Annotated in this window: 18 protein-coding genes; 4 read left to right on the top strand and 14 right to left on the bottom strand. The window is 73.3% G+C overall.

Translation table 11 applies throughout. The annotated features are described in order from the left end of the window. Window positions 1-4: 4 nt before the first annotated feature. The gene (locus OG439_RS04560) at window positions 5-1,219 is read left to right on the top strand and encodes a cytochrome P450 (protein WP_326948066.1); all 1,215 of its coding nucleotides are present in this window, start codon (window positions 5-7) and stop codon (window positions 1,217-1,219) included. 36 nt (window positions 1,220-1,255) lie between these two features. Next, a complete protein-coding gene (locus tag OG439_RS04555) occupies window positions 1,256-1,633 on the top strand; it encodes a hypothetical protein (protein WP_326948064.1) in 378 nt (125 codons plus the stop codon). A gap of 108 nt (window positions 1,634-1,741) precedes the next feature. Here the strand turns inward: OG439_RS04555 and OG439_RS04550 are convergent, their stop codons facing one another. The 5 genes from OG439_RS04550 to OG439_RS04530 all read right to left on the bottom strand — a co-directional run bounded on the left by OG439_RS04550 (window position 1,742) and on the right by OG439_RS04530 (window position 5,799). Continuing rightward, window positions 1,742-3,001 carry a cytochrome P450 gene (locus tag OG439_RS04550; RefSeq protein ID WP_326948062.1) on the bottom strand — a complete coding sequence of 420 codons (1,260 nt, stop codon included), beginning with the start codon at window positions 2,999-3,001 and terminating at the stop codon, window positions 1,742-1,744. Next, window positions 2,998-3,606 (bottom strand): GTP-binding protein, encoded by a 609-nt coding sequence (locus tag OG439_RS04545; RefSeq protein WP_442792282.1) that lies wholly within the window; start codon window positions 3,604-3,606, stop codon window positions 2,998-3,000. The genes OG439_RS04550 and OG439_RS04545 overlap by 4 nt, the downstream gene beginning before the upstream one ends. Next, window positions 3,587-3,946, bottom strand: a complete 360-nt coding sequence (locus OG439_RS04540; RefSeq protein WP_326948061.1) for a DUF742 domain-containing protein — start codon at window positions 3,944-3,946, stop codon at window positions 3,587-3,589. Before OG439_RS04540 ends, OG439_RS04545 begins: the two co-directional genes overlap by 20 nt. Then, complete coding sequence (locus OG439_RS04535; protein ID WP_247049526.1) at window positions 3,943-4,362, bottom strand: roadblock/LC7 domain-containing protein; 420 nt, start codon at window positions 4,360-4,362, stop codon at window positions 3,943-3,945. Before OG439_RS04535 ends, OG439_RS04540 begins: the two co-directional genes overlap by 4 nt. Before the next feature lie 75 nt (window positions 4,363-4,437). Beyond that, entirely contained in the window at window positions 4,438-5,799 is a 1,362-nt protein-coding gene (locus OG439_RS04530; protein ID WP_326948060.1) for a sensor histidine kinase, read from the bottom strand. 389 nt (window positions 5,800-6,188) lie between these two features. Between OG439_RS04530 and OG439_RS04525 the strand changes: the two genes are divergently transcribed. Together OG439_RS04525 and OG439_RS04520 are read left to right on the top strand one after the other, a co-directional pair. Continuing rightward, complete coding sequence (locus tag OG439_RS04525; protein WP_326948059.1) at window positions 6,189-7,325, top strand: FAD-dependent oxidoreductase; 1,137 nt, start codon at window positions 6,189-6,191, stop codon at window positions 7,323-7,325. A gap of 486 nt (window positions 7,326-7,811) precedes the next feature. Next, a complete protein-coding gene (locus OG439_RS04520) occupies window positions 7,812-10,892 on the top strand; it encodes a BTAD domain-containing putative transcriptional regulator (protein ID WP_326948057.1) in 3,081 nt (1,026 codons plus the stop codon). Between the two features lie 9 nt (window positions 10,893-10,901). Here OG439_RS04520 and OG439_RS04515 read toward each other — a convergent pair whose 3' ends face one another. From OG439_RS04515 to OG439_RS04475, 9 genes are all read right to left on the bottom strand, one after another. After that, complete coding sequence (locus tag OG439_RS04515) at window positions 10,902-11,948, bottom strand: radical SAM protein (protein WP_326948055.1); 1,047 nt, start codon at window positions 11,946-11,948, stop codon at window positions 10,902-10,904. A gap of 65 nt (window positions 11,949-12,013) precedes the next feature. Continuing rightward, window positions 12,014-12,547 carry a flavin reductase family protein gene (locus OG439_RS04510; protein ID WP_326948054.1) on the bottom strand — a complete coding sequence of 178 codons (534 nt, stop codon included), beginning with the start codon at window positions 12,545-12,547 and terminating at the stop codon, window positions 12,014-12,016. A gap of 51 nt (window positions 12,548-12,598) precedes the next feature. Further along, window positions 12,599-13,954 carry an FAD-binding oxidoreductase gene (locus OG439_RS04505; protein ID WP_326948053.1) on the bottom strand — a complete coding sequence of 452 codons (1,356 nt, stop codon included), beginning with the start codon at window positions 13,952-13,954 and terminating at the stop codon, window positions 12,599-12,601. Then, window positions 13,951-14,307, bottom strand: coding sequence for a hypothetical protein (locus tag OG439_RS04500; RefSeq protein WP_247049516.1), 357 nt, complete (start codon window positions 14,305-14,307; stop codon window positions 13,951-13,953). The genes OG439_RS04505 and OG439_RS04500 overlap by 4 nt, the downstream gene beginning before the upstream one ends. Beyond that, window positions 14,304-15,605 (bottom strand): ATP-grasp domain-containing protein, encoded by a 1,302-nt coding sequence (locus tag OG439_RS04495; RefSeq protein WP_326948052.1) that lies wholly within the window; start codon window positions 15,603-15,605, stop codon window positions 14,304-14,306. The genes OG439_RS04500 and OG439_RS04495 overlap by 4 nt, the downstream gene beginning before the upstream one ends. Window positions 15,606-15,662: 57 nt before the next feature. Then, a complete protein-coding gene (locus OG439_RS04490) occupies window positions 15,663-16,994 on the bottom strand; it encodes an NAD(P)/FAD-dependent oxidoreductase (RefSeq protein ID WP_326948051.1) in 1,332 nt (443 codons plus the stop codon). After that, window positions 16,991-18,538, bottom strand: coding sequence for a class I tRNA ligase family protein (locus tag OG439_RS04485; RefSeq protein ID WP_326948050.1), 1,548 nt, complete (start codon window positions 18,536-18,538; stop codon window positions 16,991-16,993). Before OG439_RS04485 ends, OG439_RS04490 begins: the two co-directional genes overlap by 4 nt. After that, window positions 18,535-18,906 (bottom strand): cupin domain-containing protein, encoded by a 372-nt coding sequence (locus OG439_RS04480; RefSeq protein ID WP_326948049.1) that lies wholly within the window; start codon window positions 18,904-18,906, stop codon window positions 18,535-18,537. Before OG439_RS04480 ends, OG439_RS04485 begins: the two co-directional genes overlap by 4 nt. Continuing rightward, entirely contained in the window at window positions 18,903-20,249 is a 1,347-nt protein-coding gene (locus OG439_RS04475) for a SidA/IucD/PvdA family monooxygenase (protein WP_326948048.1), read from the bottom strand. Before OG439_RS04475 ends, OG439_RS04480 begins: the two co-directional genes overlap by 4 nt. Window positions 20,250-20,298 lie beyond the last annotated feature (49 nt).

Genomic DNA, 20,298 nt, shown 5'->3' with positions numbered 1-20,298 from the left:
CCTCGTGACTTCAGCAGGGCACGCGCCGGACCTTCTGTCTCCGGAGTTCGCCGCCGATCCGTACGCCGCCTACGACGTCATGCTCGAGCATTCGCAGGTGATCTGGCACGAGGGAATGCAGAGTTACGTCATTTCGCGCTTCGAGGACGTGTCGCGCGCCTTCAAGGAAGGCGTGTTCACCACCGAGAACTACGGCTGGCAGCTGGAACCCGTGCACGGCCGGACCATCCTGCAGATGAGCGGCCGGGAGCACTCGATCCGGCGCGCCCTGGTGGCGCCGGCGTTCCGGGGCAACGAGCTGGAGCAGAAGTTCCGCCCGGTGATCGAACGCAACTCGACGCAGCTCATCGACGTCTTCCGCGGCCGCGGCTCGGCCGACATCGTGACGGACTACGCGCGGCACTTCCCGATCAACGTGATCGTCGACATGCTGGGTCTGGACCAGAGCGACCACGCCCGGTTCCAGCGGTGGTACAGCGCGATCATCGCCTTCCTCGGCAACCTCAGCCAGGACGAGGCCGTCACCGCGGCCGGCCTCCAGACCCACGACGAGCTCGCCGCGTACATGATCCCGATCATCCGCGACCGCCGCGAAAACCCCGGTGACGACCTGCTTTCCGCGCTCTGCGCCACGGAAGTCGACGGCACCACGATGAGCGACGAGGACATCAAGGCGTTCTGCAGCCTGCTGCTGGCCGCCGGCGGCGAGACCACGGACAAGGCGATCGCCAGCCTGTTCCGGAACCTCCTGGAGCACCCGGACCAGCTCGACGCCGTGCGCGCGGACCGCGACCTGATCCCGAAGGCGTTCGCCGAAACCCTGCGGCACACCCCGCCGGTGCACATGATCATGCGCCAGCCCGCGGAAGACGTCGAGATCGGCGGCGAGAAGATCCCGGCCGGCAGCACGGTGACCTGCCTGATCGGCGCCGCCAACCGCGACCCGCGCCGCTTCGCGAACCCGGGCGCGTTCGACATCTTCCGCACGGACCTGCCGACCGAGACAGCGTTTTCCGCGGCGGCGAGCCACCTGTCGTTCGCACTGGGCCGGCACTTCTGCGTGGGTGCGCTGCTGGCGAAGACGGAGATCGAGGTGGGCGTCAACCAGCTGCTGGACGCGATGCCGGACGTCCGGCTCGCCGAAGGCGCGGAACCGGCCGAGCGAGGCGTCTTCACCCGGGGACCGGCGTCGGTGCCGGTGACGTTCACCCCGGCGTAGGCGCCGGCGGGATCGGCGTCCGGTTAGCCTGCGGTGGTGACCGTTCCCGACCGCGAGCAGGTGGCGCGCACCTGGACCGAGCTGATCTCCGGGGCCGTCACCAGGGCCGCCGCGCACGCCTGGGCCGTGCGGTGGGTGGAGGACGAGCCGGAGCGCGTCACCGATCCGATGACCGGGAGCGCGCTCCTGCACCTGCACGGCTTCGACCAGGCCTGCACCGCCGACGGCCTGGTCGGGCCCGGCGCGAGCACCGACTGGCTGCACAGCGAAGCGGACATCGCGGCCGCCTTCACCCGCTGGCAGACGGCCACCGCCGAGTACGACCGCGACCTGGCCGGATACCGAGCCAAGGCCCGGGAGCGCGCGCTCGAACTGCTGCGCGAGGAACGCGCCGGCGGCGGCCAGGCGAGCTAGCCCGTCGCCGCGCGCCGACCCCCGTTGTCCGTGAAGGCCTCCTTACCGGCCATAAGAGCCGGTAAGGAGGCCTTCACGGACATGCGAGCGGGAGCGCCGAGGTCACGGTCACCACGTCGCCGGGCCGGCGACGTGGACCGGGGTGAAGACCACCGGCAGGCTCTCCAGGCCGCGCATCCACACCGATGGCCGCCACACCAGGTTCTCCGCCGGGACGGCCAGTTCCAGGTCCGGGAGGCGGTCCAGCAGCACCTCGACCGTCGTGCGGGCGATGACCTCGGCCACTTCCGGTGCGGGGTAAGGACATCCGTGCTCGCCGTGGCCGAACGACATGTGCGCGTGGTTGCCCAGTGCGCCCGATGCCGCGTCCGGGCGGGCGTGCGGGTCGGCGTTGCCCGCCGCCAGGCCGAGGACCACCAGGTCACCCTGGCGGACGCGGACGCCGCTCAGCACCGTGTCGCGCGTGGCGAAGCGGCCGATGAAGTTCTGCGTGGGCGTGTCGTGCCACAGGACCTCGTTGAGGGCCTGGCCGACACTCCCCCGGCCGCCCGACAGCGTCATCGCGAAGCGGCTGTCGGTCAGCATCAGCCGGATCGTGTTGCCGATCCAGTTGGCCGTCGGCTGCTGAGCCGCGGCCGTCACCACCAGCAGGTCCTGGACGACCTCGTCGTCGGTCAGGTTCGCCGGGTCCTGCATCATGGCCGTGGGCACGTCCGCGCCCGGCTGCTGGTGCTTCACCGCCACCAGCCGCGCCATCGCCTCCTGCACCCGGCCGTACGCGGGCAGCGCCTCGGGGCCGACGTCCAGCGACAGGGCGACGTCCCGCACCAGCGCGGGGGCCTCCGAGTCGGGCATGCCGTACATCTTCGCGATCGCCAGCAGCGGCGCCTGCTGGGCGAACCGGGCGATCAGGTCGGCTTCGCCGGAGCCCGCGAACTCGTCGATCAGCCGGTCCGCGATGCGCTCGCAGTGGGCGCTGAGGTCGAACTGGTCGACCGCCGACAACGCGTCGCCGATCGCGCCCGCCCGCCGCCGGTGTTCCGCGGCCTCGGTGAACATCACCGACGGGTTGTGCATCACGTACGGCAGCAGCGGCCAGTCGTCGGGGACGTTGCCCCACTGGTTCCACCGGCGGCTGTCGCGGGCGAACAGCTGCGAGTCCTGGCACACCTGGTGGATCTCGCGGTAGCCGGTCAGCAGCCAGGCCGGGATGTCGCCGTCGAGCAGGACCGGGACGACGCCGCCGTACTGGCGCCGGATCCGGGCGTAGAGCGCGGCGGGATCCTTCTGGAACTCGGGCCCGTACAACCGGACGCGGTCCGCCGCGGGGATCGTGTCCGCCGGGGTGCTGGTCTGGAAACCGGTCACGATGCGCCCTCCCGGACTGTGGACAGGGTGTAGAGGTGGTCGACGAGCGAGATCAGCACCTGCTTGGCCGAGTCCCGGTCGCGGGCGTCGCAGTCGACGAGCGGCACCTCGTCGGGCAGGTCGAGCGCGGCGCGGACGTCGTCGAGGCTGTGCTTCGGCGGCCCGAAGTTGTTGCGCGCCACGATGAACGGCGTCCCGTGGTGTTCCAGCCGGTCGATCGCGTACCAGGACTCGGCCAGCCGGCGGGCGTCCACCAGGACGACGGCGCCGAGGGTGCCGGCGAAGAGGCTGTCCCAGAGGAACCAGAACCGTTCCTGCCCCGGCGCGCCGAACAGGTAGAGCACCAACTGCTCGTCGAGGCTGATCCGGCCGAAGTCGAACGCCACCGTGGTCGTCGTCTTGGCCTGCACCCCGCGGGTGTGGTCGACGCCGATCCCGGCCTGCGTCATCGTCTCTTCGGTGCTCAGCGGCCGGATCTCGCTGACCGACCGGACCATGGTCGTCTTCCCGACGCCGAAGCCGCCGACGATGACGATCTTCAGGCCGTCGGTCGCGGTGTCGGCCAGGGGCAGACGTTCGTCTTGTTCAGAGATTGCGGAGTCCAACGAGCACCTTCTTGAGGAATTCCGAGTCGGAGGTCCGTCCCGCGGCCTGGGCCGACGACGGATGTCGGGCGGACACCTTGCCCATGGCCAGCAGGTCCGCGAGCAGAATCTTGATCACACTCACCGGTAGCGCCAGATCGGACGACAGCTCGACGACGGACGTCGGCTTCGCCGCGATCTCGAGGATCCTGACGTGCTCGGACTGCATACCCGCCGACGGCTGCGACTCCCGGACGATCAACGTGACGAGATCGAGGTCGATGTCGTCCGCGCTGCTGCGTCCGCCCGTGACCGTGTAGAGCCGGTCCGGGTCCTCCCCGTCGAGCGCCGAGCGCGTCACGAAGCCGGGTGGTCAGCCGCCGTGAAGCGCGGCGGGGCGGTGAAGACCGAGCCGATCTGTTCCACCAGCTCGTCCATGTTGTGGCCGATCAGGCCCACGTCGGCGTCCTCCGTGGCGATCACGGCCAGGTGCGAGCCGACACCCGCCTCCACGATGAAGAGGATCCCGCCGTGGAACTCGGTCATCGAGTTCCGCACGCCGCCGGTGCCGTCGCCGAACTCGACCGACGCGCCGTGCGCCAGCGCCTGGACGCCGGCGGCGATCGCGGCCAGCTGGTCGGCGCGGTCGACGGTGAGGCCCTGGGTGTGACAGAGCTTCAGGCCGTCACGGGACAACACGAGCGCGTGACACGCGCCGGCCGTGTTGCCGACGAGGTTCTCGAGGAGCCATTCGAGGCTCTTGTCCGAATCAGTCATCGAATCCGGGGACCGGGCTGGCGGGTCCCCTCGCTCCAATCTGGCGGGGTGTGGGTGTTCGGGGGGAGCGACGGGTCACGCGTCTTCGCCGGTGTCCGCCGGGGTGGCGGCGTGGCGCGACGGAGCGGTACTGCCGCTGCGCCGCTGCTGGAAGGCACCGAACCGGGAACCGGTGTCCCGCTCGGCCCGGGCGGTGCTCGGCGTGGGCGACGGCGGCCGGCGCGACGCGGCGGTCAGCGTCTGCCCGCGCGAGCGCCGCGGCAGCTCGGACGGCTCGGCCAGGTCGCCGGTGATCTCGTGGCTCGTGTCGTCGGCGGGCCCGGGCCACGCGACGGCGGCGGAATCGTCGGCCTCCGGCACCGTTTCCGGCCGGGGCTGCGTGATCAGCTGCGTCGGAATGCGCATGACAACACCGATCCCCCCACGCGAAGACGGCCGGAAGAAGACGTGCAGCTGGTGCTTGCGGGCCAGGCAGCCCACGACCGCCAAGCCGAGGCGCGTGCCCGACATCGAGGTCAGGTCGAGTGGCTGGTCCAGCGACACCGCGCGCTCGGCGCGGACGAGGGCCTGCGCCTTCATCCCGAGGCCGCCGTCCTCGATGGTGATGACCGCGCCGTTGTGCAGATCTTCGACATAAACGTGCACTTCTTCGGACGGCGCCGAGAACTTCGTCGCGTTGTCCATGAGTTCGGCGAGCGCGTGCATGACGTCTTCCGCGGCGTAACCGACGACGGCCACCCCGCTCGCGGAATGCACCCGGACCCGCTGATAAGCGCCGATGCGGCCGAGGGCGCCGCGCAGGATGCTCTCCATCCGGATCGGTTTCGTCCAGCGGCGGCCCGAGCGCGCGCCGGTGAGCACGGCGATGCTGTCGGCCAGCCGGCCCGCCTGCGCCGTGCTGTGGTCCACTTTCAGGAGGTCGCCGAGCATCGCGTCGGACGACCGGTTCTCCATCTCCCGCAGGTCCCCGAGGGTGCTGGTCGCCAGCGCCTGCAGCCGGCCCGCGGCGTTCGCGCAGGCGGCGGTCGCGGCCGCGCGCCGGCGTTCCCCGACGGCGATCTCGTCGACCACCAGCCGCAGGACGCGCTGGTGGAGTTCGTCGGCCGGGCGCGGGACCTCGGCGAGCACGCTGTCCGCGGGCGCGCCGCCGCGCAGCCGCCGGACCGCGTCGGGCACCGTCTGCTCCAGCAGCCGGGCCAGTTCACCGTCGCTGTACCGGACGAACTCGCGGGCCTGCTGGGCCTCATCGAGCGCGGTCCGCGTCTGCCCCGTCGCGTGCGCGACCTGATCGGTGCGGCGCAGCGCGAAGAACACCGCGACGCACGCGACGATCCCGGTCAACGCGCCCGCGATGGCGATGACAATCCCCTGACCACCGGAAACCGACAGGGATATCCACGTCCAGATCGCCGCGGCGACGACCGCGGTGACGACCACCCCGATTACGGCCCGGCCGACTGACTCGCGTTCTTCCCGATGCTGTGCGGGCGGTCGTTCCGACATCGCTCCACTTCCTCGAGTCCGATTGGTGCCCGAACAGTACTCGGTTTGCCGACCGAGATCACGGGTCGGTTTCGGTGCGCCTACAACGGCGGCGACACTAACGCCGCCGTCGCGGGCCGGGCAGCGCGGGTCCCCGATTTCCGGGCGATCCCCGGCCCTTACTCGAATTCCGCCGGATCCGCAAGGCTCGTGGCAGCCAATGCGTATCGGCGACATCTCCGGGAAAGGCGTGTCGGTGTCATGTCGGCGTCATGTCGGGGCCGTGTCGGCGGGGTCACACACGCTCGGTGGCAATTCGCACCACCGTCACCGAAGGAGCACCCATGCGCACTCCCGTCACGATCGTCGGCGCCGGACTCGGCGGCCTCATCCTGGCCCGGGTCCTGTCCCGGCACGGGATCCCGGTCACGGTCCACGAAGCGGAGGCGTCACCGACGGCCCGCGCCCAAGGCGGGATGCTCGACATCCACGACCACAACGGACAGCGCGCTCTCCGGGCGGCCGGCCTGATCGACGATTTCCGCGCCATCGTCCTGCCGGGCCGGGAAGCCATGCGGGTCGTCGAGACGGACGGGACCGTGCTGTACGACAAGGCCGACGACGGCACCGGCGGCAGTCCCGAAGCGCAGCGCGCCGCGTTGCGGCAGCTGCTGCTCGATTCCCTCCCGGCGGGCACCGTCCGGTGGGGGCACCGGGTCGACGGCGTGCGCGCCCTCGGCGAAGGCCGGCACGAAATCACCTTCGCCGACGGCACCACCGAGGTGACGGACCTGCTCGTCGGCGCGGACGGCGCGTGGTCGCGGGTCCGGCCGCTGCTCACCGACGTCACGCCCGAATACGCCGGGAACGCGTCTATCGAGACTTTCCTGTTCGACGCCGACAACCGGCACCCCGGGGTCGCGAAAGCCGTCGGCGACGGGGCGTTGATGGTGTTCGACAAGAGCGCGAGCGGGAAGGTTTTCCTGGTGCACCGGGAAAGCGACGGAAACCTGCACGCTTACCTGTGGCTGGCCCGGTCGCTGGACTGGTTCGGCGAAATAGACTTCGCCGATCCCGCGGCGGCGACCGCGCGCATCGCGCGGGAAGTCGACGGCTGGGCCCCGGAACTGGCCGCGGTGATCACCGAAAGCGACACCGCCCCGGTCTACCGCCGCCACTACACACTGCCGGTCGAGCACCGCTGGGACCGGGTACCGGGAGTGACACTGCTCGGCGACGCCGCCCACCTGCAGCCCCCGAACGGCGAAGGCGCCAACCTGGCCCTCCAGGACGGCGCCGAACTGGGCGCGGCCATCGCCGCACACCCGGGCGACATCGAGGCCGCGCTGGCCGAGTACGAGGAGGCACTGTTCCCACGCAGCGCCGCATCGGCGGCCCAGGGCGTGGCGGACAACGCGATCCTGCTGGGCGACAACGCGGCCCTGAACCTGATCAACCTGGCGGAGAGGTTCGCCGAGTAGTCACCCGGGGGGCGCGCGCGGCGGGGTGGGTGCTGCGCCGGGATGCGATGCGGATGTGCGGATCACGACACTCGGCCGCGCGACAGCGGACAGTCGCCGCGCGGCGCGGGGAGACCCGGCGAACCCGCGGCCCAGGCCCGCGCGCGGCGGGGGGTGCTGCGCCGGGCCGACGCAGGTCGACGGCTTCCGCCGACCGGCCGCGCGGCGAAGCCGCGGCCCGAGCGACGGGCTTGGCACCCGCCCGCCCGCGATGCGGATGTGCGGATCACGACACTCGGCCGCGCGACAGCGGACAGTCGCCGCGCGGCGCGGGAAGACCCGGCGAACCCGCAGCCCGGCCCGCGCGCGGCAGGTTAGGTGCTGCGCCGGGCGGGCACGGCTTCCGCTGACCGGCCGCGCAACGGCAGACCGTCGTCGCGCGGCGCGGGGAGACCCGGCGAACCCGCGGCCCGGGCCCGGGCGCGGCGAATGGGTGATGATGGTGGCGTGCGGATCACGACTCTCGGCCCTCTGGCGGTGGATGGCCGGCCGGTGCGGGGTGATCGGCTGGCGGCCGTGATCCGGGAGCTGCTCGATGCCCGGGGCCGCACCGTTTCCACGACCGCGCTGGTCGACGCGGTCTGGCAGGGCGCGCCTCCCGAGGACGCCACCGGTGCGGTGCAGGCCCTGGTCGGCCGGGTGCGGCGGCTCGGGGTGCCGGTGCGCACCGGGCCCGGTGGGTACCGGATCCCGGTCGATGAGGTGCAGCTCGACGCCGTCGCCGTCCGCGCGCTCGCCGATCGTGGCCGGCAGGCGCTGGCCGAAGGCGACGCGGGGCGCGCGCGAGACTGCGCCGACGAGGCGCGGGCGTTGTTCCCGGAAGTTCCGGAGCCGACCCGGCTCTTCGGCGACGTCGTCACGCTGCGGGCGGAGGCCGCTTTGGCCGGTGGAGGGCCGGTCGACGAGGCGGACCTGCGCCGGCTGGCCACCCGCGTCCCGCCCGACGAGCCCGCCGCCGCGCTGCTCGTGCGGGTCCTCGCGGCCCAGGGCCGAGACGCCGAAGCCTTCGACGTGGTCGAGCGGGTGCGTGGCGAGCTCGTCGAGCGGTACGGCGCCGACCCGTCGCCGGTGCTCGCCGACGCGCACCTCGCCCTGCTGCGCGGGCAGCTGACGGCGCGGCCGCACCGGGCCGGTGGGCTGCCGGCCGCCTGGCGCCGGGTGATGACGCCGCTGATCGGGCGCGAGCCGGATCTCGTCGCCGTCAGACAGGCGCTGCGGGAGGCGCCGGTGGTGACCGTCGTCGCCACCGGCGGGGCCGGGAAGACCCGGCTGGCCGCCGAGATCGCCCGTTCCGCCGAGCCCGTGCGGGTGGTCGAGCTGGCCGGCCTGCGCTCGCCCGCCGAGGTGCTGCCCGCCGTGCTCGCGGTGCTGGGCGGCCCGGACACCCTGGCCCCGGACCGCCGTCCGCTCGGGCCCGACGAGCGGCTGCGGGCCCTCGGCGCCGGGCTCGACGGGCTGCTCGTGCTCGACAACTGCGAGCACGTCCTCGACGCCGTCGCGCACGTCGTGGCCGAGCTGCTGGCCGTGGCGCCGCCCGGGTTCGGCGTGCTCGCCACCAGCCGGGCGCCGCTGGGGCTGCTCGGCGAGGTCGTCCACCGGCTGCCGACGCTGCCCGACGACGAGGCGCTCGCCCTGCTCGAAGCCCGCGTGCGGGCCGGCGGCGCGACGCCGGCCTGGCCGCGGGACCGGGCGCTGGCTCTCGCGCACCGGCTCGACAACCTGCCCCTGGCGCTCGAACTGGCCGCCGCCCGGCTGCGGTCCATGCCGCTCGACGACGTCCTGGCCGGGCTCGGCAACCGGTTCGCGCTGCTCGACGACGCCGTGCGCGGGCTGCCCGAACGCCACGCCGGCCTGGGGGCGCTGGTCGGCTGGAGCCGTGAGCTGCTCGAGCCCGGCGAGCGGGAGCTGCTGGAACGGCTGGCCGTCATCCCGGCGCCGTTCACCGCGGACCTCGCCGAGGCCGTCGCGGGCCCCGGCGCCCGCCGGGGGCTGGCGATCCTGGTCGAGCAGTCGCTGCTGCGGCTGGAGGACGACCGCTACCGGATGCTGGAGACGGTCCGCGAACACGGCGAAGCCCGCCTCGACGCGACCGGGCGCGCGGAAGCGATGGCCGGGCTGGTCGGCTGGGCCGTGCGACGGGCGGTGTCGCTGGGGCCCGACTTCGTCGGCCCCGCCCAGATCGAAGCTCTGGATGCCTGCGCGGCCGACCAGGACAATTTCGTCGCCGCCCTCCGCTGGGCGTGGGACCACGACGACGAACCGGCCGCGGTCGACGTCGCCACGGCCCTGTTCCAGCTGTGGACGGTGCGCGGCCGGCACCTCGAGGCCGGCGCGTGGGCGCGCAGGCTGCTGCACCTCGACGACCCCGCCGCGCGGGCGCGGTCGGCGATCACGCGCGGCCGGGCCACTGCGCGTCCGCTGCCGCACGCCGACCGGCTCGCGTGGCTGTGCGTGCTGATCGGCGTCAACGCGGGCAACACCGGGCCCGTCCGCCTCACCGTGCTGGCCCGCCGCGCGCTGCGCACGCTGTTCGCGGAGCGCCCCGGCGACGTCTCACCGCGCACGGCCGCGCTGGCGGCGGCGATGCCCGGGCTGGAGCAGGCGGTCCCCGACAAGAGCCTGGCCGACGCCGCGATCCTCGTCGCGCACCCGGACCCGTACGTCCAGGGGATGGGCCACTTCATCCGGGCCGTCCTGGTCGAGGACGCCGGCACCCGGCGGTCCGGCGACGCCGAGCTGGCCTACCGCCGGTTCGAGGCGATCGGCGACCACTGGGGCATGGGGATGGCCGCCCACGCCGCCGGGCACACGACCGGGTCCGACGAGTGGCTGCGCCGCAGCGAGCGGCACCTGGCGCTGGTCGGCGCGGCCCAGGACGCCCGGTCGACGCGCGTGCTGCTCGACACGCAGCTGGCGCTGGCCGGCGACGCCGAGGCCGAGCGACGGCTGCGGCAGACCGCCGGTTCGGCCGGCCTCGACGTCCACCAGGCGCGGCTCGGCCTGGCCCAGCTGGCCTGGCGCCGCGGCCGGCCCGAGGAGGCCACGGCCCACGTGGACGCGTTGCTGCGGGCCGGCCCGCCGGCCGTCTTCCGGATCGCGGTCGCCGTCCTCCACGTGTGGCTCGGCGCCGGCGCCCGGGCCGCCGACACGCTACGTGCCGTGCGCCCCGAAGTCCTGACCGCCCACGACCGCCCGCTGCTGGGCGCCTGGGCGATGGGCGGCGCCGAGCTGGCCGCCACGACGACGCCGCGCAAGTCCGTGAATGCCACATCGAGGGACGTAGTGTCCGTGAATGTGGCATTCACGGACTACCGGGGTGAGGCCGCGGTCGCGCGTGAGCTGTGGGCGATGGGCACGCGGGTGGGCGCGAACGCCAGCCAGTTCGCTCCGCAAGGGCGCGGCGAACACCTCGCGACGGCGTTGGGCGACCGGGAAAGCCGCGAGCGGTTGCTGGCCGACGTCGCCGTGCTCACGGGAACCGCGCTGTACGGCCGCATCAGGGCGTTGATGGACGAACTGCTCGCCTGAGCCCGGTCCTCAGAAGAGGGACTGCTGCGCCGGTTCCTCCTCCGGTTGGCCCCGGCGGCCGTTGAGGGCGAACTTGTCCTCGATCGTCTCGTCCGGGTCCGGGAAGCCGTACTTCGCGATCAGCGGGCGGATCCGGGCCCCGATCTCGTGCCGGTAGGACGTCTCCGAACCGGACGAGTACAACCGCGTGTACTCCGAGACCAGCTCCGGGTGCGCGCCGCGCAGCCAGGTGAAGAAGACTTCCTTCACCGCCGACGACAGGTAAAGCGGGTGGTACAGCACGCTCGTCGCGCCCGCTTCGGACACCGCGGACACCAGTTCCTCCAGCTGCTCCGGCGAATCCGTGAGGTGCGGGAGGATCGGCGACAGGAACACCGTGCACTCGAGGCCCGCGTCGCGGATGGCGCGGACCGTCGCCAGGCGCGCCGTCGTGGTCGCCGTGCCGAACTCCACCGACTGCTGCAGCTGTTCGTCCAGGATCGACAGCGAGACGCCCAGGTGCACCGTCGTCGCGCGGCTCGCCTTGGCCAGGAGGTCCAAGTCGCGGCGGATCATCGTGCCCTTGGTCAGGATCGAGAACGGGACGCGGTGGCCCGTCAGCGCGTCGATGATCCCGGGCATCAGCGCGTAGCGGCCCTCGGCACGCTGGTAGACGTCGGTGTTGGTGCCGAAAGCCACGCGCGGCGGGAGTTTCCGCTTGCGGGCCAGCTCGCCCCGCAGCACCTCGACGATGTTCGTCTTGACGATGATCTCGTTGTCGAAGTCACCGGCGACGTCCAGCCCGAGCCGCGTGTGCGTGGGACGCGCGAAGCAGTACTGGCACGCGTGCGTGCAGCCGCGGTACGGGTTCATCGTGTACTCGCCCGGCAGCATGCGCGCGTCCGCCGGCACGTGGTTCAACGCGCTCTTCGCGAGCACCTCGTGGAACGTCACGCCCCGGAACTCCGGGGTCCGGACACTGCGCACGAACCCGGTCAGCCGGGCCAGGCCCGGCAGCGTCCCCGCGTCGACGCGGTCGGTGCGCTGGCCGTTCCAGCGCATCGAATCTTCGTTCACCGTCTCAGGTCTCCTCTTGCCGGGCGCTCAGCATGCCCGACCGCGCCGAGCCGGGCCAGGGCGCCTCACCCCACCGCCTCACCCCACTGGCCCGGCCCGGAGACCTGCCGCGGATCGGTGACGGAGTGGTAGGTGCCGTGCACGAACACGAGCGCGGGCGACTGCCGGTCGTGGCCGGTGGCCAGGACTTCCCCGACGACGAGCGTGTGGTCGCCGAGGTCGATCGGCTGCCGCAGCGCGCACTCCAGCCAGCTCGCGCCGTCGAGCACGAGCGCCCCGGTCCGCTCCCCCGGAGTCGCTTCGAGAACCGCAATTTCGGAGACCCGCGAGGACCGCGGGCCGGCGAGGCGCCCGGCCAGCTCCCGCGCGCTCGCGGGCAGGATCGACACGACCCAGCGGCCGGTGTCGAGCAGGTCGGCGAGGAACACCGACTCCTTGCGGAAGGACAGGGAGATCAACGGCGGGTCGAGGGAGATCGAGCCCAGTGAGTTGACGGTGACGGCGTCGTGGCGACGGCCGCCGGGGGTGTCGCGGTAGGTGGTGGCGACGCACACGCCGGTGGCGAAGGTGCGCATCACGCCACGCAGGTCGGGGGACATTCGGCTGCTCCCGGGGTACGGGCCGGCCCGCCGGAGCGGGCCGGCCGGTGGTCAGACTCCTTGCGGGGACCGGAAGAACCGGTCGGGGTCGTACCGCTGCTTGACCTCGGCGAGCCGGGCGGCGTTCGGCCCGTAGTAGGCGCCGCGCCAGTCCTCGAGGTCCGGGTCGGTGAAGTTGACGTAGGACGCGTCCGGCGCGAACTCCCCCGCCTCGGCGTGCAGGGCGTGGAGCCAGTCCAGGTTCGCCTGGACGACGCCCGGCGCGTCGTCCTCGGCCCACGACGTGTCGAGGCTGAGCAGGAACCGGGTGTCCCGGTGCGGGAACGCGGTGTCCCCCACCGGGACGCGGCCGATCGCGCCGCCCCACGCGAACAGCGCGGCGCCCGCGCCGTCGGGGTTGCCGCTGCCCGGCCACTTGTCGACGGCCCGGACGAGCGCCTCGACGCCGTCGTCGCCGATCGCGTGCGGCGTGCAGCGGGTCCGGGCCGCGAACGCCCCGCCCTCGCTGGCGTGGTGCAGGTACGTCGCGGCTTCCCAGAAGTCCCGGTCCTCGATGTCGGCGCGGTCGGGGGCCGCGACGGCGAACACGGGCGCCAGCAGCTCGCGCAGTTCCGCCGCCGGACCGAGGTGGTGGCCCACCACGGAGACGACGCCGTCGCCGCCCGGCGACCGGGCGATGCCGATCCGCGCGGAGAACTCCTCCGGCGCGGCCAGCATGACCACCTGCATCGTGGCCAGCACCTCGACCGCGTGCGGCCACGACCAGAGCAGCAGGCAGGTCGAGCCGGCCGGGGCCGGGCGCGCCTGGAACGTGAAGCTCGTGTTGACGCCGAAGTTGCCGCCCCCGCCGCCGCGGCAGGCCCAGAACAGGTCCGGGTTTTCGGTTTCCGACGCCGTGACGACCGTGCCGTCGGCGAGGACGACGTCGGTCGAGACCAGCGCGTCGCAGGTGATGCCGTGCGCGCGGGAGATCGTCGTGACGCCGCCGCCGAGGGTCAGGCCGCCGATGCCGACGGTGTCGGAGTTGCCGAGCGGGAAGGTCAGGTCCCACGGCCGCAGTCCGGCGTAGAGCGCCTTCATCTGCGTCCCGCCGCCGACGGTGACCCGCCCGGTGCCGCGGTCGACGCGGATCCCGGACAGCCGCCGCAGGTCGAGCACCAAGCCGGTGTTCGCGGAGAAGCCGGCGTAGCTGTGCCCGCCGCCGCGGGCCACCAGCGGGACTTCCGCCGTCCGGGCCCACTCGATCGCGCGGGCGACGTCGCCCGCGTGGACGGCCGAGAGCACCGCCGCGGGGCGGGTGGCGGCGAACCGCCGGTTCACCGGCACCGTGGCTTCACCGAAGCCGCGGTCGCCGGGGAGCCGGAGTTCGCCGTCCACCAGGCCGCGCAGGGTGTCCCACGCGGTCATCGCGCCGCTCCCGCGAGCTCGAGCTCGGCCGCGAGGACCTCCTCGAGGTAGGACACGCCCTTGGCGGCGTTGTCCCCGTGGCGCTCCCAGACTTCCCGCAGCACCAGGTGGCCGCCGTGCCACTGCGGGGTGTTGACGCTGTTGCCGGCGATCACCTCGCCGGTCACCAGGACCATCGTGTAGGCCAGCCGCAGCACGCCGGTCGGCCCGCAGACGCCGGTGACGGTGCCGCGCCGGACGTGGCCGCCCTCGAACGTGGCCCAGACCAGGTCGCCGTGCTGGTGGTACTCGGCGTACGTGCCGTCACCGCCGCCCAGCGCGCGGAACCGGCGGCCGTGGTAGTCGACGCTCATTCGTCCACGTCCAGGAGTCCGGCCGGCATCGCCAGCGTGGTGCCGACGGGCGGGGGCTCGATGTCCTCGGAACCCACCTCGACGAGCGAGGCCGCGTGCGCGAGCCGCTGCTCGCACGTGTCGCGGTCGGGTGCCTGGCACACGACGAACGAGTGCCGGGCGATGTAGCCGCCCGGCGGCAGCCGCAGCGTGGTGCCCGGCTCCGCCATCGGGGACGCGGTGACCAGCCCGGGTGCCTCCGTCGGGACGGAGATCGAGTGCAGGACGCAGTCGTGGTCCGGGTAGCCGAACCGGATGCCGGCGACGCCCTCGCGGCTGTGCGAGACGTCCGGGCGCTGCCCGGTGGCGACGTCGAACAGCACGCTGCCCGGGTCGATGCCGGTCGCGGTCTTGCCGAGGAACGGGATGAGGTCGCCGCCGAGCCGGCCGTTGACCTCGATGATCACCGGGCCGGAGCGGGTCAGGCGGACCTCGGTGTGGGTGATCCCGTTCTCGATGCCGAGCACGTGGTGGGCCTTGGCCAGCACGCCCAGCAGTTCCTCGTCCTTCAGCAGCGGGTCGGCGGAGTCGACGACGTGGCCGGTCTCCTCGAAGAACGGCGGCATGCCGGTGCTCTTGCGGGCGATGAACATCGGCAGGTACTCGCCCTTGTGGACGGCGCCGTCGATGCTGATCTCCGGACCGTCGGCGTAGCCCTCGATGATCGCGCCGCCGCGGTAGGGCTCGTCGCCGACGAGGCTGGCCTCGTGGGCGACGCGGTAGGCGGCGTCGAACTCGGCGTCGTCCCGGGCGAGGGAGACGCCCATGCTGGCGCCGAGCGCCCGCGGCTTGACGACCACCGGGAAGCCGATGCGGGCGACCGCCGCGCGGGCGTCGTCGAGGTCGGCGGCCAGGTGGAAGCCGGGCTGCGGCAGGCCGGCGGCGGTGAGCCGGACGCGGCAGCTGTGCTTGTCGCGGCAGCCGTGCACGCCGGGGATGCTCAGGCCCGGCACGCCGAACTCGGCCGCCAGCTCGGCCGCGGGCATCACCAGCGGCTCGTCCCAGCAGAGCACGCCGGCGATCGTGTACTCGGTCGCCAGCTTGCGGGCGGTTTCGGCGAGCAGCGCGTGGTCGAAGACGTTGACGACGGTGATGTCGTCGAAGTACTCGTGCTGCCAGGTCGGGTTGAGGTTGTTGATCAGCACCAGCCGCAGCCCGTTTTCACGGGCCCGGTCGGACACGCTGCGGACGAGGTATTCGCGGTAGAGCTTGAGCCCGCTGCCGATGACGAGCAGCGCACCCGGGGCGGTCGAGGTCATGGAAGACGTTCCTCCGGTCGGAAAGTGTTCAGGGGAAGGTGGTTGAGACGACGGCGATCAGGCGAGCGTGCCGACGGCGGTGGCCTGGCCGGCCAGCTGCGCGACGACGGCGTCCGCGGCCAGCGGTGCCGTGCGGAAGCCGTCACCGCCGCTGGCCGGGCGGGCCCACACCGCGGGCCCGACCCGGACGAAGCCGGTGTTGCCGTCGGCGGCCGTGGCGTAGTGGCAGTGCTTGACCCGCACCACGTCGTATCCGTCCACATCGGACACGACGCCGGCGGCGAGCACCCGCGCGGCCCAGCCCGCGTCGTCGTCGGGCCCGGACAGGGTGGTCACCTCGCGCCGCACGGCGTCGGTGCTCACCTTGAGCAGGGTGCCCGCCACCGAGGGCAGCAGCCACGCCCGCCCGTCGGTGCCGATCCCGCCCACCGTGGGCGTCGCCGCCCACGCGTGGGCGAGCGCGGCGGGCGGGCGCAGGTACACCATCGTCTGGCGGTGCAACGCCACCGGCCGGTCGACCAGCGCCCCGGTCCACGGGCCGGCGGCGACGAGCACGACGTCACCGGTCACCGTGGTGCCGTCGGCGAGCCGGACGCGGGCGCGGTCCGGGTCGATGCCGACGGCTTCCCGGCCGGGCCGCAGCTCGGCGTCGGGGTGGTGGCGCAGCCAGCGCGCCGCCGCGTGCAGCATCCGGTCGGCCAGCAGCGTCCCGGCGTGCGGTTCGAGCACCGCGCCGCTGCCCCGCGGGAACCCGACGAGCGGGTACGCCGACGGGTGCACGATCCGGATCGGCACCCCCGCGGCCGACGCCGTGGCGACCGCCGCGGGCACCTGGCCGGGGGGCAGGGCCTGGAGGACCCCGACCCGCCGGTAGAGGCCGGCACCCGGCAGGTGGTCGCACAGCAGCGCGTCCAGCTCGCGCCAGTGGCGGTGCAGCTCCGCCGCCTGGCGCGTGGCGGCCGTGTCGCCGACGACGAGGGCCCGCAGCGCCCGGTGCTGGTCGAACGACGTGGCGCCCGGGTGCGGCACCGGGCCGCGCTCGAGCAGCACCACGCGGTGCCCGTCCAGGACGCACCGGATCGCGGTGAGCAGCCCGGAGATGCCGCCGCCGACCACCACGACCCGCAGGCCGCCGCGCCGGGAGCCACCGGTCCACGCCCAGTCGCCGCCCGGCGTGGCCGCGGCCGCGCCGGGCCGGGCGGCGGAGTTCGCCGTCCGGTCCGCACCGGCCAGGACGACCTCCGCGACGTCCGGCACCACACCGGTCGCCGCCGGGCTCTCGCCCAGCAGCACCGCCGTGCCACCGTCCCGGCCACCGCCGGTCACCGCCGGGTTCTCGCCCAGGACGACCGCGCTGCTCAGCCCACCCTGCCGGGTGCCGGCGCTCATCGCCCGGCCTCCGCCGGGCGCAGGCGGGGCAGGGCGGCCGGCGTGAACGAGTCCACGTCGGCCGGGGCCGCCCCGGCGTCCTCGCCGAGGACCGCCGCCGCCAGGTCGACCAGGATCGGCGCGGCGGCGCGCAGCAGCCGGTCGACCTCGAAGCAGAAGTCACCGGCGTCGGCGCCGGTCACCTCCCGGCGGTCGAGCCGGGCCAGCTGGTCGGTGATCGTCTCCGCGGCCCGGTTCAGGCTGAACCCGGCCAGCTCGTACGACGCCGCGAAGCGCTCGGCCATCCGGGCCGCGCCGCGGCGCGAGCGTTCCGACACCGCCAGCGGGCCGAGGCCGATCCACCGGTTCACCTTGTCGGCGACGCGGTTCCAGGGTTCGACCAGGCGGGTGCCGGTGACCCGCGCGAGCGCGTCCCGGCTGAAGCTGGTGCGCTGGTGCTCGGGGCTGGTCGCGGCCAGGTGGAACCGGATCAGGTCCCGCGGCACCTCGGCGGCCAGCTCCCGGCTCCACACCACGTGCCCGCGGCTGGTGGAGAACTTCCGGTGGTCCAGCTCGTAGAACTCGTTGGTGAGGTAGCGCGTCGGCAGGTCGTACTGGCCGTCGAAGGCCAGCAGCATCGCCGGGCCGGCGATCGCGAACGGGTAGATGTTGTCGAACCCGAGGAAGTACACGATCTCCGAGCCGGCCCCGGCGAGCCACAGCGCGTCCTCGGTGCCGGCCGCGACGCCCCGCTGCTCGGCCGCGAGCGCCGTGCAGTGCATGCTCCACGCCATCGGCTCGGCGTTGGGGTTGACGACCTGCCCCGCGACCTCCGGGAAGGGCACCTTGATGCCCCAGGAGATCGGGTAGGTCACCGGGAAGTCCGGCAGCGGCCGCGACAGCATCTGCGCCATCGCCTGCGCCATGTGCGGCCGCATCCCGGCGGCGTTCGCCGCGAAGTGCGCCCGCAGCTGCTCGCGGTAGCGCTCGACCGGCAGCACGAGGACGTCGGCCTCGCGCAGCACCACGGGGTCCTCGGGGTCCAAAGTGGACCGGACGCCGAGGAGCTCGCCCGCCGCCACCAGGGCCCCGCAGCTCTCGCAGAGCCCCGCGCAGCTTTCGGCGAGGCACTCCGGGCAGCCGCCGGCCGCGAAGCCGTCCAGCAGGAACTCGCCGGTCCGCTCGGAGTACGGGAACTTCATCGTGCGCAGTTCCAGCTTGCCCGCCGAGTGGAGCCGGCCGACGAAGTCGACGACCCACTTGGTGAACCGGTCGTCGTCGCCGGTGTAGCCGTCGACGCCGATGCCCAGCGCGGCCAGGCTGGCCTCGATCTGCGCGGCCGAGGTGGCCACCAGCTCCGCCGGGGTGACGCCGCGGTGGTGCGCGGTCGTCACGACGAACGTCGAGGTGTCCTGGAAACCGGTGCCCAGCAGGACTTCCCGGCCCTGGGCCCGGGCGTAGCGGGTGTGCACGTCCGCGGCCAGGAACGGGCCGGCGATGTGGCCGAGGTGCAGGTCCCCGTTCGCCGTCGGCGCCGGGGAGATGACCACGGTCCGCGTGTTCATGACACGCTCGCTTCGTGGCGGGCCGCGAACTGGGCCGTCATCTCGGCGTCCCACCAGACGCCGTAGTACTCGAAGTCCGCGTCGCCCTCGTTGGTGACGCAGTGGGTCGAGCCGGGCGGCAGCCGGACGATGTCGCCGGCGGTGAACGGGTGCGGCTCGCCGTCGACGATCAGGGTGGCCGCGCCGTGGACGGCGATGAAGATCTCGTACTCGTGGTGGGCGTGCGGGGTGGAGGTGGTGCCGGGGCGCAGGACGCACCAGGCGCCTTCGAACGGCGCGTTGAGCTCCGGCCAGGGCAGCAGCCGCTGCGAGTCGAGCCCGTACGCGCGCTCCAGGTGCTCGCGGTCGAGCCTGCGGACGTCGATCATGCCGCCACCACCACGGACTCGCCGGAGGTGCGGCGGCCACCGTCGGGACCCGTGCCCGTTTCGCGGCGGTCGACGATGTCACGGACGATGTCGGCCGAGCGCTGGGCGAGCACGCTGATCAGCGAGTCGGAGATGCCGTGCGTGGCCTCGTTGACGCCCTGCAGGTACAGCGCGCCGTGGGCCTCCCGGCCGAGCTCGGCGCGGTACTGCCGGTTGACCGAGACGGTGTCCAGGCCGATCGAGTCGGCCAGGCCGCGGACCATCGCGGGCATCCGCGAGTCGAAGCCGGTGCCCAGGAACACCGCGTCGCAGCGGATCTGCTCGATGCCGCCGTGCTTGAGGTCGCGGACGTCGAGCACGACCTCTTCGCCGCCGCCCTCGACCTCCGCCGCGCGGGCCCCGACGACCTCGCTGAGCGCGCGGATCGTGGAGACCGGCAGGCCCTGCATCTTCTGCCGGTAGATCATCGTGTACAGCTCTTCGAGGAACGGCGCCGCGAGGCCGGCGTAGTTGGTCAGGTGCATCTCTTCCAGCACCCGCGCCCGCGCCTCGTCGGTCATCGTGAAGAACTCGTCCACGAAGGACGGGAAGAACAGCTCGTTGACGAACTTGCTGGTCTGGTAGTCCTTGAGGCCGATCGCGCGGACCAGCATCGTCGGGGACGAGCCCTTCGCGTGCTCGTGCAGCGCCATGAACATCTCGGCCGCGCTCTGCGCCCCGCCGACCACGACCGGCCGCAGCGGCTTGCCCGGGCGGGCCTGCGCCACCGTGTCGGCGACGCGGGTGCTGTACTCGGTGCTGTGCACGACCCGCTCGGCCGGCAGCCCGCGGAAGACCTCCGGGACGTGGGCGTCGCGGCCGCCGCCGACGATCAGGTCGCGGCAGAGGACCGTGTCGCCGTCGGACAGCGGGACGGTGAAGCCGAGCACCGCGCCCGACTCGGAGTGGATCGGCAGGATCCGCTCGGCGCGGGCGTTGTAGCGCACCCGGACGCGCTCGAGCGAGTCGGCGACCCACTGCAGATACGCCGAGACCTGCCAGCGGAACGGGTTGAAGGTGCCGAGATTGACGAACTCGTCGAGCTCACCGCGCTCGTGCATGAAGTTGAGGAACGAAAACCGGCTGCGCGGGTTGCGCAGGGTGACCAGGTCCTTCACGTAGGACACCTGGCTGCGGGCCCACGGCAGCATCAGGTTGCGCTGCCACTTCACGTCCTCGTGCTGCTCCAGGATCATGGCGCCGCCGGCCAGATCGGACCGGCCGCACTCCTCGATGGCCACGGCCAGCGCGAGGTTCGCCGGGCCGGCCCCGATCATCAGGACATCCACCTCGTGGACGGTCATAACGTGCCTGCTTTCCATCTCGGGGTGCGGCGCGCCGGGTCCCGGCGCG

It is taken from the genome of Amycolatopsis sp. NBC_01307, from assembly GCF_035975215.1.
Classification (GTDB): domain Bacteria; phylum Actinomycetota; class Actinomycetes; order Mycobacteriales; family Pseudonocardiaceae; genus Amycolatopsis.
The sequence above is the reverse complement of the archived record's forward strand: the minus strand, read 5'-3'. Positions and strand labels throughout refer to the sequence as shown.

What these genes read in the sequence shown, in the direction of transcription:
- OG439_RS04485 (WP_326948050.1), bottom strand. Translation starts at nt 18,538, where the DNA reads ATGAACACGCGGACCGTGGTCATCTCCCCGGCGCCGACGGCGAACGGG.
- OG439_RS04475 (WP_326948048.1), bottom strand. Translation starts at nt 20,249, where the DNA reads ATGACCGTCCACGAGGTGGATGTCCTGATGATCGGGGCCGGCCCGGCG.
- OG439_RS04480 (WP_326948049.1), bottom strand. Translation starts at nt 18,906, where the DNA reads ATGATCGACGTCCGCAGGCTCGACCGCGAGCACCTGGAGCGCGCGTAC.
- OG439_RS04535 (WP_247049526.1), bottom strand. Translation starts at nt 4,362, where the DNA reads ATGACTGATTCGGACAAGAGCCTCGAATGGCTCCTCGAGAACCTCGTC.
- OG439_RS04500 (WP_247049516.1), bottom strand. Translation starts at nt 14,307, where the DNA reads ATGAGCGTCGACTACCACGGCCGCCGGTTCCGCGCGCTGGGCGGCGGT.
- OG439_RS04505 (WP_326948053.1), bottom strand. Translation starts at nt 13,954, where the DNA reads ATGACCGCGTGGGACACCCTGCGCGGCCTGGTGGACGGCGAACTCCGG.
- OG439_RS04525 (WP_326948059.1), top strand. Translation starts at nt 6,189, where the DNA reads ATGCGCACTCCCGTCACGATCGTCGGCGCCGGACTCGGCGGCCTCATC.
- OG439_RS04495 (WP_326948052.1), bottom strand. Translation starts at nt 15,605, where the DNA reads ATGACCTCGACCGCCCCGGGTGCGCTGCTCGTCATCGGCAGCGGGCTC.
- OG439_RS04510 (WP_326948054.1), bottom strand. Translation starts at nt 12,547, where the DNA reads ATGTCCCCCGACCTGCGTGGCGTGATGCGCACCTTCGCCACCGGCGTG.
- OG439_RS04490 (WP_326948051.1), bottom strand. Translation starts at nt 16,994, where the DNA reads ATGAGCGCCGGCACCCGGCAGGGTGGGCTGAGCAGCGCGGTCGTCCTG.